This is a genomic window from Pseudomonas sp. DR208, assembly GCF_019823005.1.
Taxonomy (GTDB): domain Bacteria; phylum Pseudomonadota; class Gammaproteobacteria; order Pseudomonadales; family Pseudomonadaceae; genus Aquipseudomonas; species Aquipseudomonas extremorientalis.
Window position 1 is genome coordinate 2,110,724 of record NZ_CP081944.1, and the last position, 14,397, is coordinate 2,125,120.

At 62.0% G+C, this 14,397-nt stretch carries 13 protein-coding genes; 11 read left to right on the forward strand and 2 right to left on the reverse strand.

Features of this window, described 5'->3' with window-relative positions; all coding sequences use genetic code 11:
* Positions 1-100 precede the first annotated feature (100 nt).
* On the reverse strand, positions 101-1,465 hold the full coding sequence (gene eat / locus K5K89_RS09465; protein ID WP_222541285.1) for an ethanolamine permease: 1,365 nt from the start codon (positions 1,463-1,465) through the stop codon (positions 101-103).
* Between the two features lie 302 nt (positions 1,466-1,767).
* Here eat and K5K89_RS28900 point away from each other — a divergent pair, with 302 nt between their 5' ends.
* From K5K89_RS28900 to K5K89_RS09500, 8 genes are all read left to right on the forward strand, one after another.
* Positions 1,768-2,070 carry a transposase gene (locus K5K89_RS28900; RefSeq protein ID WP_014717988.1) on the forward strand — a complete coding sequence of 101 codons (303 nt, stop codon included), beginning with the start codon at positions 1,768-1,770 and terminating at the stop codon, positions 2,068-2,070.
* An 8-nt stretch (positions 2,071-2,078) separates the two neighbouring features.
* Complete coding sequence (locus K5K89_RS09470; protein WP_409996326.1) at positions 2,079-2,903, forward strand: IS3 family transposase; 825 nt, start codon at positions 2,079-2,081, stop codon at positions 2,901-2,903.
* 210 nt (positions 2,904-3,113) lie between these two features.
* Entirely contained in the window at positions 3,114-3,203 is a 90-nt protein-coding gene (gene kdpF / locus K5K89_RS09475) for a K(+)-transporting ATPase subunit F (RefSeq protein ID WP_003218754.1), read from the forward strand.
* Positions 3,204-3,212: 9 nt separating this feature from the next.
* Positions 3,213-4,907, forward strand: coding sequence for a potassium-transporting ATPase subunit KdpA (gene kdpA, locus K5K89_RS09480; protein ID WP_093126555.1), 1,695 nt, complete (start codon positions 3,213-3,215; stop codon positions 4,905-4,907).
* 8 nt (positions 4,908-4,915) lie between these two features.
* Positions 4,916-6,979 carry a potassium-transporting ATPase subunit KdpB gene (gene kdpB / locus K5K89_RS09485; RefSeq protein WP_371322036.1) on the forward strand — a complete coding sequence of 688 codons (2,064 nt, stop codon included), beginning with the start codon at positions 4,916-4,918 and terminating at the stop codon, positions 6,977-6,979.
* A 64-nt stretch (positions 6,980-7,043) separates the two neighbouring features.
* A complete protein-coding gene (gene kdpC, locus K5K89_RS09490) occupies positions 7,044-7,589 on the forward strand; it encodes a potassium-transporting ATPase subunit KdpC (RefSeq protein WP_071490039.1) in 546 nt (181 codons plus the stop codon).
* 124 nt (positions 7,590-7,713) lie between these two features.
* On the forward strand, positions 7,714-10,365 hold the full coding sequence (locus tag K5K89_RS09495; RefSeq protein WP_222541287.1) for a sensor histidine kinase: 2,652 nt from the start codon (positions 7,714-7,716) through the stop codon (positions 10,363-10,365).
* 37 nt (positions 10,366-10,402) lie between these two features.
* Positions 10,403-11,092, forward strand: coding sequence for a response regulator (locus K5K89_RS09500; RefSeq protein WP_222541288.1), 690 nt, complete (start codon positions 10,403-10,405; stop codon positions 11,090-11,092).
* A gap of 79 nt (positions 11,093-11,171) precedes the next feature.
* Here K5K89_RS09500 and K5K89_RS09505 read toward each other — a convergent pair whose 3' ends face one another.
* The gene (locus K5K89_RS09505; protein ID WP_058424475.1) at positions 11,172-12,209 is read right to left on the reverse strand and encodes a patatin-like phospholipase family protein; all 1,038 of its coding nucleotides are present in this window, start codon (positions 12,207-12,209) and stop codon (positions 11,172-11,174) included.
* 214 nt (positions 12,210-12,423) lie between these two features.
* Here K5K89_RS09505 and K5K89_RS09510 point away from each other — a divergent pair, with 214 nt between their 5' ends.
* From K5K89_RS09510 to K5K89_RS09520, 3 genes are all read left to right on the forward strand, one after another.
* A complete protein-coding gene (locus K5K89_RS09510) occupies positions 12,424-12,702 on the forward strand; it encodes a hypothetical protein (protein ID WP_012722962.1) in 279 nt (92 codons plus the stop codon).
* A gap of 44 nt (positions 12,703-12,746) precedes the next feature.
* Entirely contained in the window at positions 12,747-13,508 is a 762-nt protein-coding gene (locus K5K89_RS09515) for a CHAD domain-containing protein (protein WP_222541289.1), read from the forward strand.
* Positions 13,509-13,598: 90 nt separating this feature from the next.
* Complete coding sequence (locus tag K5K89_RS09520) at positions 13,599-14,396, forward strand: acyl-CoA thioesterase (RefSeq protein WP_222541290.1); 798 nt, start codon at positions 13,599-13,601, stop codon at positions 14,394-14,396.
* The last annotated feature ends 1 nt before the right edge of the window (position 14,397 follow it).

A 14,397-nucleotide genomic window follows, 5' to 3' on the forward strand; every position in this document is an offset into this window, starting at 1 on the left:
GAGGCAGATTGCCGCGGGAGAGTTTTCCCACGGTAATAACTGCTTTGAGTGACGGGCTTTCTTACTAGTTCAGTGTAGGCCCGTTCTGCCTCGCAGTAGATCAGAGCCCGGTCAACATCGCATCCCCCGGTGCATCGGCACGGTCTTGCGCAGTCATCTGGAAGTAGGCGAACCCCACCACCATAAAGCCCAGGAAGATCAGCCCGATCAGCGCGTTGAACCAAGCCATGGCCACCAGGCACACCACCGCCAGCACCAGGGCAATGCCCGGCACGATGGGGTAACCCGGCGCGCGGAAGGTGCGTTCCAGCAGCGGTTCGGTCCTGCGCAGTTTGAACAGGCTGAGCATGCTCATGATGTACATCACGATGGCGCCGAATACCGCCATGGTGATCATCGCTGCGCTCAGTGTCATACCGCCGAGGTTGATCAGGCCGTCGCTGTAGATCGCCGCGATGCCGACCACGCCGCCGGCGATGATTGCGCGATGAGGTGTCTGAAAACGCGACAGTTTGGCGAGGAAAGACGGCAGGTAACCGGCGCGGGCCAGGGCGAAGAACTGGCGCGAGTAGCCGAGGATGATGCCGTGGAAACTGGCCACCAGGCCGAACAAGCCAATCCACACCAGCATGTGCAACCAGCCGGAGCTGTCGCCGACCACGGTTTTCATGGCTTGTGGCAGTGGGTCGTTGATGTTGGACAGGGTGCGCCAGTCACCCACGCCGCCGGCAAAGAACATCACGCCCATGGCCAGGATCACTAGGGTCAGGATGCCGCTGATGTAGGCCTTTGGAATGGTGCGCTTCGGATCTTTGGCTTCTTCGGCGGCCATGGCGGCGCCTTCGATGGCAAGGAAGAACCAGATGGCGAAGGGAATTGCGGCAAACATGCCGGCAATCGCCGGTGCGCCGAACGTGTCGGAACCGGCCCAGCCATTGAGGGCAAAGTTACTGAAGCTGAAGGCGGGCGCCACTACGCCCATGAACACCAGCAACTCAGCGACGGCGAGCACGCACACCACCAGTTCGAAGGTGGCGGCGAGCTTGACGCCGAGGATGTTCAGGCCCATGAACACGATGTAGGCACCGACGGCAGCGTGTTTGGGGTCCAGCGCCGGGAACTGCACATTCAGGTAGGCGCCGATGGCCAAGGCGATGGCGGGCGGTGCGAAAACGAATTCGATCAAGGTCGCGAGCCCCGCGATCAAGCCGCCTTTCTCACCAAAGGCGCGACGGCTGTAGGCAAACGGACCACCCGCATGGGGAATCGCGGTGGTCAGTTCGGTGAAGCTGAAAATGAAACAGGTGTACATCGCGGCGACCATCAATGAGGTCACCAGGAAGCCCAGGGTCCCGGCGACGCCCCAGCCATAGCTCCAGCCGAAGTACTCCCCGGATATCACCAGCCCGACGGCGATGCCCCATAAGTGCAGAGTGCCTAAAGTGGGTTTGAGTTGTGTGTTCATCGTGACGCGCTCCCTGAACGGTTTGGAATGATTCAAGGTGTTGCAGCGGACATGCCATGCCTTACAACTGTGTCGTAAAGCGGCGCAACTGTCGTCTGGGGGATGGTTTGGCGTTTGAAATTTTCCGGTGTCGCACCAGATAAGTGCGGGGGTGGCTGGCAGGGCCTCATCGGGGGCAAGCCCCCTCCCACATGTTGACCGGTGTACGCAGGCCAAGTGTGGGAGGGGGCTTGAACTGGCCTAATGATTTTGGACACTTCAATCGGGCGCTATGATAGCGCCCAAATCTGAGGTGTTTGGATATGCGTAAATCTTATTCGAGTGAGTTCAAGCTCAAGGCTGCCAGCATGGTGCTGGATGAAGGTCAGCCGGTTACCGAGGTCTGTGCCAGCCTGGATATTGGTCCTACTGCTCTGCGCCGTTGGGTCGATCAAGTGCAAAAAGAACGCTTGGGCTCGACTCCGGTGGGAGCCAAGGCAATTACCGCTGATCAACGAGAGATCCAGAGACTCAAAGCCCTGCTCAGGGAGAAAGACCTGGACATTGAAATCTTAAAAAAGGCCAGTGCTCTCCTGCTTTTGGACGCCAAAGATCATTCACGCTGATCGATGAGCTGGACGAGCAGTACGGCGTTAAAAGGTGTTGCCGGGCGTTCGGGGTTAACCGCAGCAGCTTCTATGCCTGGCGCCAGCGCCAGGGCAGAGCAAATCCTGAGCGGGAAAAGCTCAAAGCCGCGCTGGTCAGGCACCACAAGGCGTCGAGAGAGTCGGCGGGCGCACGTACCTTGTCCAAGGAGCTGCAAGCCAAAGGACATCGTGTCGGACGTTACATGGCTCGCAATTTGATGCGCGAGGCTGGCATCGCTAGTCGTCAGCGCAGGCGCCATAAGTACAAGTCGCCGGGCGTGGAGGCCTTGGTGGCGCCGCATGTGCTCAAGCGGAAATTTGATGTGACGGCGGTTAATCAGGTGTGGTGTGGCGACGTAACGTACATCAAGGTCGGCAAGCGTTGGATGTACTTCGCCGCCGTTCTGGATCTGTACGCTCGCAGGATCGTAGGCTGGTCGTTCTCGATGATTTCGGATGCCAACCTGACCTGCGAGGCACTACGCATGGCAGTTGAGCTACGCGGCCATCCCGAGGATGTGTTGTTTCACTCTGACCAAGGTTGCCAGTACACCAGCCATAAATTCCGAAACGCGCTTGTGAAGCATGGGTTTAGGCAAAGTATGAGCCGTAAAGGCGAGTGCTGGGACAACGCCCCGATGGAGCGTTTCTTTGGTAGTTTGAAATCCGAGTGGGTTCCTGAAACGGGCTACAAACTGGAGCATGAGGCCCGGGCAGATGTGCAGCGCTATGTCTCGCGCTACAACATCAGCAGGCCTCACAGCTACAACGACTACCGGTCGCCGGTCGCGAAGGAAAGGTTGGCGGCATGAACCTTAATCGGTGTCCAAGATTACTTGACCAGTTCAGCTTGCCCCCGATGAGGCCCTCCAATCCAGCACAACCCTCCCTGTAAACCCCGCATAAACCCACTCTTTACGCCGTCTTTACGCCCCGCCCACCCCCTCGCTCTCGTTCCTTTACGCCACTCCTGCCGACAATTGCCCCACACGCGGCACTCGCCGCTAAACGGAGAGACTTCCATGAGCGTTCTGGACGGGGTGTCACTGCTATTGGCCGTGGCGCTGTTCATTTATCTGCTGGTTGCGCTGTTACGCGCGGATCGGAACTAGGAGCTGGCCATGCACAGTTATGACTATTGGCTGATCATTGCCTTCTTTGCCGTGGTGCTGGTGCCGGCCCCGTTCCTGGGGCGGTTCTATTACAAAGTAATGGAAGGGCAGCGCACCTGGCTTACGCCGGTGTTCGGTCCCGTGGAGCGCGCCTGTTATCGCCTGTCGGGCGTGGACGAGCATCAGGAGCAAAGCTGGCAGAAGTACATGCTTGCCTTGCTCGCCTTCAACCTCGCGGGCTTTTTGCTGCTGTTCGCGATCCTGTTGTTCCAGGACTACCTCCCACTGAACCCGCAGAAATTGCCGGGGCAGGAATGGACCCTGGCCTTCAACACCGCGGTCAGTTTCATGACCAACACCAACTGGCAGTCCTACAGTGGCGAGGCGTCCCTGAGCTACCTCAGCCAGATGGCCGGCCTGACCGTGCAGAACTTTGTCAGCGCGGCGACGGGTCTGGCAGTGCTGGTCGCGCTTTGCCGTGGGATCGGTCGCAAATCCACCAAGACCCTGGGCAACTTCTGGGTCGACATGACCCGCGCCACCCTCTACGGCCTGCTGCCGTTATGCCTGGTGCTGGCGTTGTTCCTAGTGTGGCAGGGCGTACCGCAGACCTTCGCCCATTACGTGGATGCCGTGACCCTGCAGGGTGTGGATCAAGTGATCCCCCTGGGCCCGGCCGCCAGTCAGATTGCGATCAAGCAGTTGGGCACCAACGGCGGTGGCTTCTTCGGTGTCAACTCGGCGCATCCGTTTGAAGACCCTACCGCTTGGGCAAACTTGTTCGAAGTGGCGTCAATCATCCTGATCCCCGTGGCGCTGGTGTTCACCTTCGGCCATTACGTGAAAGACCTGCGTCAGAGCCGCGCGATCCTCGGCTGCATGCTGGCGTTGTTCATCATCGGCGGCGCGACCTCGCTGTGGGCCGAATACCAGCCCAACCCGACCCTGAACAATCCGGCCGTGGAGCAGACTGCGCCACTGGAAGGCAAGGAGGCACGCTTCGGCACCGCCGGTACGGTGCTGTGGTCGGTGACGACGACAGCGGCATCCAATGGCTCGGTCAATGGCATGCAGGACAGCCTCAATCCACTCAGCGGCATGGTCGCACTGGTCAACATGATGGTCGGCGAAGTGATCTTCGGCGGCGTCGGCGCCGGCATGTACGGCATGTTGCTCAACGTGTTGATCGCGGTGTTTCTCGCCGGCCTGATGATCGGCCGCACCCCGGAATACCTGGGCAAGAAGCTGCAGGCCAAGGAAGTGCAATTGCTGGTGGTGACCCTGCTGGTGATGCCGGTGGGTGTGCTCGTGCTCGGCGCCATTGCCGCCAGCCTGCCTGGCCCGGCCAGTGCCATCAGCAACCCTGGCCCCCACGGCTTCAGCCAGTTGCTCTACGCCTACACCTCGGCGAGTGCCAACAACGGCTCGGCCTTCGGTGGCTTCAGCGCCAACACACCGTTCCATAACCTGATGCTGGGCCTGGGCATGTTGATCGGCCGCTTCGGCTACATCCTCCCGGTCCTGGCCCTGGCCGGCAGCCTGGCGATGAAGAAGACCGCACCGATCGGCCAGAACAGCTTCCCGACCCATGGCCCGCTGTTCGTGACCCTGTTGACCGTGACCATTCTGCTGGTGGGCGGCCTGACTTTCCTGCCAACGCTGGCGCTGGGTCCCATTGCTGAACACTTGAGCATGGGCTTCTAAGAGGCGATATGAACATGAATATGCCTGCAAAAAATGCGGCCCCGGTCAAAACCCAGGAGCCTGCCAAAACCGCCATCTCGGCTCTGTGGCGCCCGGCGCTGGTCCAGGCGTTCGTCAAGCTGGACCCGCGCCAACTGCAACGCTCGCCGGTGATGCTGGTGGTCGAACTGACCGCGATCCTCACCACTGTGCTGTGCTTCGTGCCCGACACCACCGTGCCCACGTTTGTCGCCGTACAAATCGCCGTGTGGCTGTGGTTCACCGTGCTGTTCGCCAACTTCGCCGAAGCCCTGGCCGAAGGGCGTGGCAAGGCCCGCGCCGACAGCCTCAAGGCCGGCAGCGAAGGCCTCAGCGCACGCCGCAAGGAGGCCGATGGCAGCTTCAAGGTCGTGCCGGCCACCAGCCTGCGCAAAGGCGATGTGGTGCGCGTTGCCGCCGGGGAAATGATCCCCGGTGACGGCGAGGTCATCGAAGGCATTGCGGCTGTCAACGAAGCGGCCATTACCGGTGAATCGGCACCGGTGATCCGTGAGTCCGGTGGTGACCGTTCAGCCGTCACCGGCAACACCCGCCTGGTGTCTGACTGGCTGCTGATTCGTATCACCGCCAACCCCGGTGAGTCGACCCTGGACCGCATGATCGCCCTGGTGGAAGGCGCCAAGCGCCAGAAAACCCCCAACGAAGTCGCGTTGGATATCCTGCTGATCGGCCTGACCCTGATCTTCCTGTTGGTGGTGGTAACCCTGCAGCCGTTCGCCCATTTCGCCAGCGGCAGCTTGCCGTTGGTGTTCCTGGTCGCACTGCTGGTGACGCTGATTCCTACAACTATTGGCGGCTTGCTGTCGGCGATCGGCATCGCCGGCATGGACCGCCTGGTGCGCCTCAACGTGATCGCCAAGTCCGGGCGTGCCGTGGAAGCAGCGGGCGACGTGCATGTGTTACTGCTGGACAAGACCGGCACCATCACCTTCGGTAACCGTCGCTGTGCGGCGGTGGTCGCGGCGCCTGGCGTCAGTGGCAAGGAAGTGGCCGAAGGCGCATTGTTCGCCTCCCTGGCCGATGATACGGCGGAAGGTAAATCCATCGTTGAATACCTGCGCGCCTTGCACCCTCAAGCCGAGCCGACCGCAGACGAACTGACGGCCGTGCCGTTCAGTGCTGAAACCCGCTTGTCCGGTGTCGACTACCAGGGCCGTGTGTTCCGCAAAGGCGCGGTGGATTCGCTGCTGGCCTTCATCGGTCAACAACGTCGCGATTTGCAGCCTGCGCTGTCGCGGGAAATCGACAAGATCGCCCAGAGCGGCGGCACCCCGTTGCTGGTGTGTGCCGACGGCAAGTTGCTCGGCGCGATCCACCTGAAGGACGTGGTCAAGCCGGGCATCCGTGAGCGTTTCGCCGAGCTGCGCAAACTGGGAATCCGTACCGTGATGGTCACCGGCGACAACCCGTTGACCGCCGCCGCGATTGCCGCTGAAGCGGGCGTGGACGACGTACTGGCCGAAGCCACCCCGGAGAAAAAACTCGCCCGCATCCGTCATGAGCAAAATGATGGTCGCCTGGTGGCGATGTGCGGCGACGGCGCCAACGACGCCCCGGCGCTGGCCCAGGCGGACGTCGGCATGGCGATGAACGATGGCACCCAGGCTGCGCGCGAGGCCGCCAACATGGTCGACCTCGACAGCGACCCGACCAAGCTGTTGGACGTGGTGCAGATCGGCAAGGAATTGCTGGTGACCCGTGGCGCATTGACCACCTTTTCCATCGCCAACGACGTGGCCAAGTACTTCGCGATCCTGCCGGCGCTGTTCGCCTCGATCTATCCGCAACTGGGCGTGCTCAACGTGATGCACTTGCAGAGCCCGCAGAGCGCGATCCTTTCGGCCATCGTGTTCAACGCGCTGATCATCGTGGTGCTGATCCCCCTGGCGCTGCGCGGTGTGCGCGTACAGGCAGCGAGCGCGGCGGCATTGCTGCGGCGCAACCTGCTGATCTATGGGCTGGGCGGGATTCTGGTGCCGTTCGTGGGCATCAAGGCGATCGACATGCTGCTGACTGCGTTGCACCTGGTTTGACCCGATTCCTGTGGGCGCCCGACGGGTGCCCACAGGTTGCAATGACCGACTTGAGGAATCCGAAATGTCCAACATGATCCGCCCGGCCCTGAGCCTGCTGGTGCTCATGACCCTGATCACCGGCGTCGCTTACCCACTGGTGGTGACTGGTGTCGCCCAAGTGGCTTTCCCGAACCAGGCCAATGGCAGCCTGGTGCGCGACGACAGCGGCAAGGTGCGTGGCTCCAGCCTGATTGCCCAGGACTTTACCGGTGCCAGCTGGTTCCATCCGCGCCCATCGGCCGGCGCGTTTGCGACGGTCTCCAGCAGCGCCAGTAACCTCGGCCCCAGCAACCCGGCGCTGGCGACGCGTATCTTCGATGACGCGAGTAAACAGTTGGTGCCGAGCCAAGGGCCGGTGCCTCTGGCATCGCTGACTACCTCTGGCAGCGGTCTTGATCCACACTTGCCACCCCAGGCGATTGCCTATCAACTGGCAAGGGTGGCGGCGGCGCGGAATGTGCCGGTGTCGACTTTGCAGCGTTTGCTCGATGAACACATCGAAAGCCCGCTGGTAGGCCCGCCGGTGGTGAATGTGCTGGCGCTGAATATGGCCCTGGAAAAGTTGTAGGCAGTGGCGCCGCCATCGCAGGCAAGCCAGCTTCCACAGGGGAATGCATTCCAAATGTGGGAGTGGGCTTGCCTGCGATGACAGCCTGGGGCGCAACCCATAAACATCTGAAGGAACCCCGAGCATGAGCGACTCCGGCCGCGCCGATGCCCTGTTAGCCGATCTGCCCCGGGACGGCCGTGGCCGGCTCAAAGTCTTCCTTGGCGCCGCGCCGGGTGTGGGCAAGACCTACGCCATGCTCCAGGCCGCGCACACGCAACTGCGACAGGGCGTGAAGCTGATCGCCGGTGTGGTCGAAACCCACGGCCGTGCCGAGACCGAAGCCTTGCTCAGCGGCCTGCCGCAGCAACCGTTGCTGCGCAGCGAATACCGTGGCGTGATGCTCGAAGAAATGGACCTCGACGGCCTGCTCGCCGCCAAGCCCAAGCTGGTGCTGGTCGACGAATTGGCCCACAGCAACGCCCCCGGCAGCCGTCACGAAAAGCGCTGGCAAGACATCCAGGAACTGCTCGCTGCCGGCATCAACGTATTTACCACGGTCAACGTCCAGCACCTGGAAAGCCTCAACGACCAGGTACGCGGCATCACCGGCGTGCAAGTGCGTGAAACCCTGCCGGACTGGGTGCTGCAAGAGGCCGACGAACTGCTGCTGATCGACCTGCCGTCCCGCGAGCTGCTGGAGCGCCTGCGCGACGGCAAGGTCTATGTGCCTGAGCAGGCGCGGGCGGCCATCGATGCGTTCTTCACCCAGACCAACCTGATGGCCTTGCGCGAGTTGGCCATGCAAACCGCCGCCGCCCACGTCGATGACGATTTGGCCCAAGGCTATCGCCAGCTCGGCCAAGCCGCGCCGGCGGTGCGTGGGCGCTTGCTGGTCGGCGTGGATGGCGATGCCCAGGCCGAGCGCCTGGTGCGCCATGCCAGTCGGGTTGCCCAGCGCCGCCATTTGCCGTGGAGCCTGGTGCATATCGATAACGGTCGTGCGCGGGACGAGCAGTCGCGGCTGCGCCTGCAAAATGCCCAGCAGTTGGCCGAGCGACTGGGCGGCGAGGTGGTGTTGCTGCGCGCAGGGGAGGTGGCCAAGACGCTGATCCAGCACGCCGCCGAACGCCGCGCCAGTCTGCTGCTGGTGGGGCAGTCGCGGATGCGTTGGCGCCGTCGCTTGTTCGGCGGCGGCCTGGCGGCGCGTTTGTTGCGTAATGCGCGAGGTTTGGAAATCAACGTCCTCGACAGCGACGATATCCCGGCGCCGCCGCGCTTGCCGGATGTACGCGGGCTAGTGTGGTTCGACTACGCACTGGCGGTTTTGGCCACGGTGGTCGCGGCGGCGGTGGCCTGGGCGGTGTCCAGCGCCTTGCCGCTGCCGAACATCTCGCTGGTGTTCCTGGCGGCGGTATTGCTGGTGGCAGTGCGTAGCAGCCTGGGGCCGTCGCTGGTGTGTGCGGCGTTGTCGTTCCTGACCTATGATTTCCTGTTTATCCCGCCGAATTTTTCCTTCGCCATCCAGCGTGAAGAAGACGTACTGACCCTGTTGTTCTTCCTGTTGATGGCGGCGCTGACCGGCAACCTGGCTGCGCGCCAGCGCCGCCAGTTGCAGGCGTTGCGCGACACCCAGGAAGAAACCAGCGAGCTGCTCGACCTGTCGCGCAAACTCACGGCCGCCACCGATCGCCAGGCGGTGATCAGTGCTGCCGCACATCACCTGGAAGGCTGGAACGACCTGGACCTGTGCCTGGTCAATCGTGATGGCCAAGGCGGTTGGACAATCGAGACCGGCGGCCCGCTGACGCTTACCGAAGCCGAGCGTGCTGCTGCCGATTGGGCTTGGCAACATGACCAACCAGCGGGCATGGGCACCGGGACCCTGCCGTTCGGACGTTGGTGGTGGTGGCCGTTGTCGGGCGAAGAAGGCCCGCTGGGTTTGCTGGGGGTCAGCCCCAAACCGGGCCTGGAATTGAGTGGCCAACGCCGTCGCCTGCTCACCGCCTTGAGCCAGCCATTGGCCCAGGCGCTGGCGCGGGCGCAACTGGCCCAGGAGTTGGAGTCTGCAAGGTTGCACGGCGAAACCGAGCAACTGCGCAGCGCCTTGCTGGCGTCGGTGTCCCATGATTTGCGCACGCCGCTGACCTCCATGCGTGGCAGCATCGACAGCTTGCTGGCACTCGGTGAAGCGATCCCGCTGGAGGATCGTCGCGAATTGCTTGAAGGCACTCGCGATGAGGCTGAGCGTCTTGACCGTTACATTCAGAACCTGCTGGACATGACCCGCCTCGGCCACGGTGCGTTGAAGCTGGCGCGGGATTGGGTGTCGCCGGGTGATATCGTCGGCAGCGCCCTCGGCCGTCTGCGTGCAGTGCTGGCGCCGTTGCAGGTGAGTACCGACGTACCGCCCGAGTTGCCATTGTTGTATGTGCATGCCGCGTTGATCGAGCAGGCGTTGGTGAATGTGCTGGAAAACGCCGCGCGTTTTTCGCCGCCGCAAGGGCGTTTGCAACTGAGCGCCGGCGTTGCCGATAACCAGCTGTTCTTCGCTGTGGCCGACGAAGGCCCCGGCATTCCCGAGGATGAGCGCGCAAAGATCTTCGATATGTTCTACACCGCAGCACGCGGTGATCGAGGCGGGCAGGGCACGGGCCTGGGCCTCGCAATCTGCCAGGGCATGGTCGGCGCCCACGGTGGGCATATCAGCGTGGCCGACGGCATTGACGGGCGTGGCACCTGCATCACCTTGTTCCTGCCTTTACCGACACAGCCTGGCCTGGAGCGCGAGGCATGAGCTACCCTGTTTTCTTCACGGATTTTGATTGGAAGCCATGAGCCAGACCGCGACGATTTTGGTCATTGATGACGAACCGCAGATCCGCAAATTCCTGCGCATCAGCCTGGCCTCCCAGGGCTACAAAGTGATCGAAGCCGGTACCGGCAACGAAGGCCTGGCCCACGCAGCGTTGAACAAGCCGGACCTCCTGGTCCTCGATCTTGGCCTGCCCGACATGGACGGCCAGCAGGTGCTGCGTGAATTTCGCGAGTGGTCGACGGTGCCGGTGCTGGTGCTGTCGGTGCGGGCCAGCGAGGGGCAAAAGGTCGAGGCCCTGGATGGCGGTGCGAATGACTATGTGACCAAACCCTTTGGCATCCAGGAGTTTCTCGCCCGGGTGCGTGCATTGCTACGCCAGGCGCCAGCGGGGGAAGCCCAGGAAGCGGCCTTGCGTTTTGGCCCGCTGACGGTGGACCTGGCCTATCGCCGGGTGCTGCTGGACGGCGCTGAAGTAGCGCTGACGCGCAAGGAGTACGCGGTGCTGGCGCAACTGGCACGGCACCCTGGGCGGGTGATTACCCAGCAGCAATTGCTCAAGGATATCTGGGGGCCGACCCATACCGAGGACAGCCACTACCTGCGCATCGTCGTGGGACACCTGCGCCAGAAGCTGGCGGATGACCCGACCCAGCCACGGTTTATCGTGACCGAGGCAGGGGTGGGGTATCGGTTGTTGGGCGGATAGATCTCAGGTGCTTCTCTGTGGCAAGCGGGCTTGTTGTGGCAAGCCCGCTCGCCACAACGGCGTTAGTGACGCGCCTGTTTCAGCGTTGCTCACTTTCATAGCGATCCAACGTATCACTGGCAATTTCCCGCCCCAGGGCGATTAATTCCGGCGCTTTGTAGAACTCGAAAAACCGGCACACCCGCTTCGGCACGTTGATCAGCACGTCGGGCGGGTAGCCGGCGATCTTGTACTGCGCCAACGACGTCTGCATCACCTCGAAGCTCTGGTTGATCAGGTCCAGCAGCGAAGCCGGGCCGACGTTATCAATGATGAACGACCCGGTTGCCGACTTCGGTGCGCCGGGCTTTTCCGGTGCCGCGGCGGGTTGTTGGGATTCCGGCTCGGCAGATTCCAGCCACGGGTTGATCTCCGCCGCCTGCGCTTCCAACGCCTCCTGCTCGAGTTTCATCAGTTGTTCGGCCTGCTTACGACGAAAGGGCAGGTGCGAACCGAGTGATCTCGCCAGGTTGTTGAAGCGGCTCTTGAACGCGGGCGGGCGTTGGATCACCGGCAACTGGTAGTGCTTCTGATTGGTGGCGTTGAGGTTGACCGCGATGATCAAGTCACAGTGGCTCGACACCACCGGCACGATGGGCAGCGGGTTGAGCAGGCCGCCGTCCACGAGCATGCGGTTGCCTTGCATCACCGGGGTGAACAGGCTGGGAATCGCCGCCGAGGCGCGCATGGCCTGGTGCAGGCAGCCTTCCTGAAACCAGATTTCCTGCTGGTTGGTAAGGTCGGTGGCGACTGCGGTGTAGGGGATGCGCAGTTCTTCGATATTGATCTCGCCGACGATCTTGCGGATCTGCCCGAAGACTTTCTCGCCACGAATGGCGCCCAGGCGGAAGCTCACGTCGACCAGGCGCAACACGTCGAGGTAGTCGAGGCTTTCAATCCAGTTTCGATACTCATCCAGCTTGCCAGCGGCGTAAATGCCGCCCACTACCGCTCCCATTGAACAGCCGGCGATACAGGCGATGTCGTAGCCGCGCCGCTCGATTTCCTCGATCACCCCGATATGGGCGTAGCCCCGGGCTCCACCGGAACCCAGCACCAAGGCAACACGTTTCTTCATGGTCCATGTCCTCCCCAAGGCAGGTGCCCACAATGCACCCATGAGAGGCCGGCTTCAATATTCGTGGGAGCCTGCAATATTTTTCCAGGATAGCGCTGCTGCTCGGGTATGCTCTGGTCAATAGGTACTATCGATTTCAGGCTAAGGACAGGCACTTTTCCCTGTAGGCAACGTCTACAACGTACGACTGTTTTTTCTTTTTGAGGTGTCATTGATGAAAGCCTGGATGTGTGTGCCTGTGATCGTGTTGGCCCTGGCTGGTTGCGCCGGGAAAACCGCCTACCGCGACAGTTGCGGCAGCCAGTTGGACGCCGCCTGGAAAGAACTTGACCTGGCCAAGGCTGAAGGCTTTGCCGGCACCGTGAGCTACTCTAAGGCACTGTCTTTGTTGACAGGCGCCAAGACCCAGCAGCAATTTGAAGCGTTTGAAGGCTGCTCCAACAAGGCCGAGAAAGCGCGGTTCTATATTCGTGAGTCTCGCGCCGGGCGTTGACCTGTAGCAGCGAGTAGGATTTCTCATCAGGTAGTGGGGGCAGGATGTCAGCTTTGGTCGATCAGTTAGTCGCTCAGGTCATTGGCCTGGAAGTAGGGTTACTGAGCTGCCAGGCTCGCCTTGCCGCCGTCACCGACGATGAAGCCCTGCATGACCTGCGCACCACTGTGCGTCGTCTGCGCAGCCTATTGCGCCCCTTGCGCGGCTTGCCAGGGGTGGAGCAGCTTGAATTGGCGGCCAGCACGGTCGGCCAATTGACTACGCCGCTACGCGACCGCGAGGTGCTGGCGGCGTATTTGCACCTGCACGGCCATCATGAGCCCGCAAACCGACGACTGCGCCTGCAACCCGAGGCCTATCGTCAGGTGGCGCAAAGCCCGGAACTTGCGCACTTGCTGCTGATCCTCGACGCCTTCCCGCGTTTCATCCGTGCTTCTGAGCACCAGAAGTTGCTCAAAGGCCTGCGCCCACGCATCGAAAAGCGTCTGGCCAAGCAATGGCAGGCACTCGATAAGGCCCTGAAGGATCCGGGCCATGATCGCCATCGCCTCCGCTTGCTGATCAAGCGCGTGCGCTACGCCGCCGAGGCCTATCCCGAGTTGGATAAATTGCCCGCCAACGCCATGTCGCACCTGAAAAAAGCCCAGGGCGCCCTGGGGGATTGGCATGACTGCTGGCAGTGGTTGGCCCAGGCTGAACACCAGGCTGATCTGCAACCTTGTGTTGCCGTATGGCATCGCACCATGGCCAAGGCGGAAGGGCGGGCGGATCGAGTGCTGGATAAACTCAGCGCTGATTGTTTCTAAGCCGGTCCGGCTTTTGGCCGGAATAGGCGCTGTACCTGACTGGCCTGATGGTTAAGATCCCTCATCTGTTCCCTTTGATGTGAGACCGCCATGCGCTTTAGTGACTTGCTCGACGCCGCCCGCAGCAACCCGCTGGATGTCACCATCCCCGCCGAATGGGCCCAGGGCCGTGCGACCTTTGGTGGCCTGGTCGCCGCATTGCAATACGAAGCCCTGCGTGCCCAAGTGCCCGCGGATCGTCCTTTACGGTCGCTGGCAATCACCTTTGTTGGCCCGGTAGCGCCGGACGTCCCCGCCAGTTATCAAGTCGAAGTGCTGCGCGAAGGCAAAGCCGTCAACCAATTGCTTGGCCGTGTGGTGCAGAACGGTGAAGTGGCGACACTGGTACAGGCCAGTTTCGGTGGGGCCCGTGAGTCGGAAATCGCGGTCGAAAGCGAAGCGCCGCCGGTGTTCAAGCACTGGGATGAGTGCCAGGAACTGCCTTATATCAAGGGCGTCACCCCGGAATTCATGCGCCATCTGGCGATGCGCTGGAGCGTCGGCGGCTTACCCTTTACCGGTAATAAATCCCGCGACATGGGCGGTTGGGTACGGTTGCGCGGCGATGTGAAGGAAGAGCCGCTGACGGAGGCGCATATCCTTGCCCTGGTCGACGCCTGGCCCCCTGCGTTGCTGCCGCACCTGAAAAAGCCGGCACCGGGTAGCACCCTGACCTGGACCATCGAATTCATCCAGCCGTTGCAAGACCTCACGACCCTCGACTGGTGCCAGTATTACGTCAATATCGAGCACGCCCGCGATGGCTACGGCCATGCCGCCGCCGCCCTATGGAGCCCGACCGGCGAACTCATCGCCATCAGCCGCCAGACCGTGGTGGTCTTCGCCTGAT

Bases quoted from the DNA above. Each gene is read 5' to 3' on its own strand.
- eat (WP_222541285.1), bottom strand. From the start codon at position 1,465: ATGAACACACAACTCAAACCCACTTTAGGCACTCTGCACTTATGGGGC.
- K5K89_RS28900 (WP_014717988.1), top strand. From the start codon at position 1,768: ATGCGTAAATCTTATTCGAGTGAGTTCAAGCTCAAGGCTGCCAGCATG.
- kdpF (WP_003218754.1), top strand. From the start codon at position 3,114: ATGAGCGTTCTGGACGGGGTGTCACTGCTATTGGCCGTGGCGCTGTTC.
- kdpA (WP_093126555.1), top strand. From the start codon at position 3,213: ATGCACAGTTATGACTATTGGCTGATCATTGCCTTCTTTGCCGTGGTG.
- kdpB (WP_371322036.1), top strand. From the start codon at position 4,916: ATGAACATGAATATGCCTGCAAAAAATGCGGCCCCGGTCAAAACCCAG.
- kdpC (WP_071490039.1), top strand. From the start codon at position 7,044: ATGTCCAACATGATCCGCCCGGCCCTGAGCCTGCTGGTGCTCATGACC.
- K5K89_RS09495 (WP_222541287.1), top strand. From the start codon at position 7,714: ATGAGCGACTCCGGCCGCGCCGATGCCCTGTTAGCCGATCTGCCCCGG.
- K5K89_RS09500 (WP_222541288.1), top strand. From the start codon at position 10,403: ATGAGCCAGACCGCGACGATTTTGGTCATTGATGACGAACCGCAGATC.
- K5K89_RS09505 (WP_058424475.1), bottom strand. From the start codon at position 12,209: ATGAAGAAACGTGTTGCCTTGGTGCTGGGTTCCGGTGGAGCCCGGGGC.
- K5K89_RS09510 (WP_012722962.1), top strand. From the start codon at position 12,424: ATGAAAGCCTGGATGTGTGTGCCTGTGATCGTGTTGGCCCTGGCTGGT.
- K5K89_RS09515 (WP_222541289.1), top strand. From the start codon at position 12,747: ATGTCAGCTTTGGTCGATCAGTTAGTCGCTCAGGTCATTGGCCTGGAA.
- K5K89_RS09520 (WP_222541290.1), top strand. From the start codon at position 13,599: ATGCGCTTTAGTGACTTGCTCGACGCCGCCCGCAGCAACCCGCTGGAT.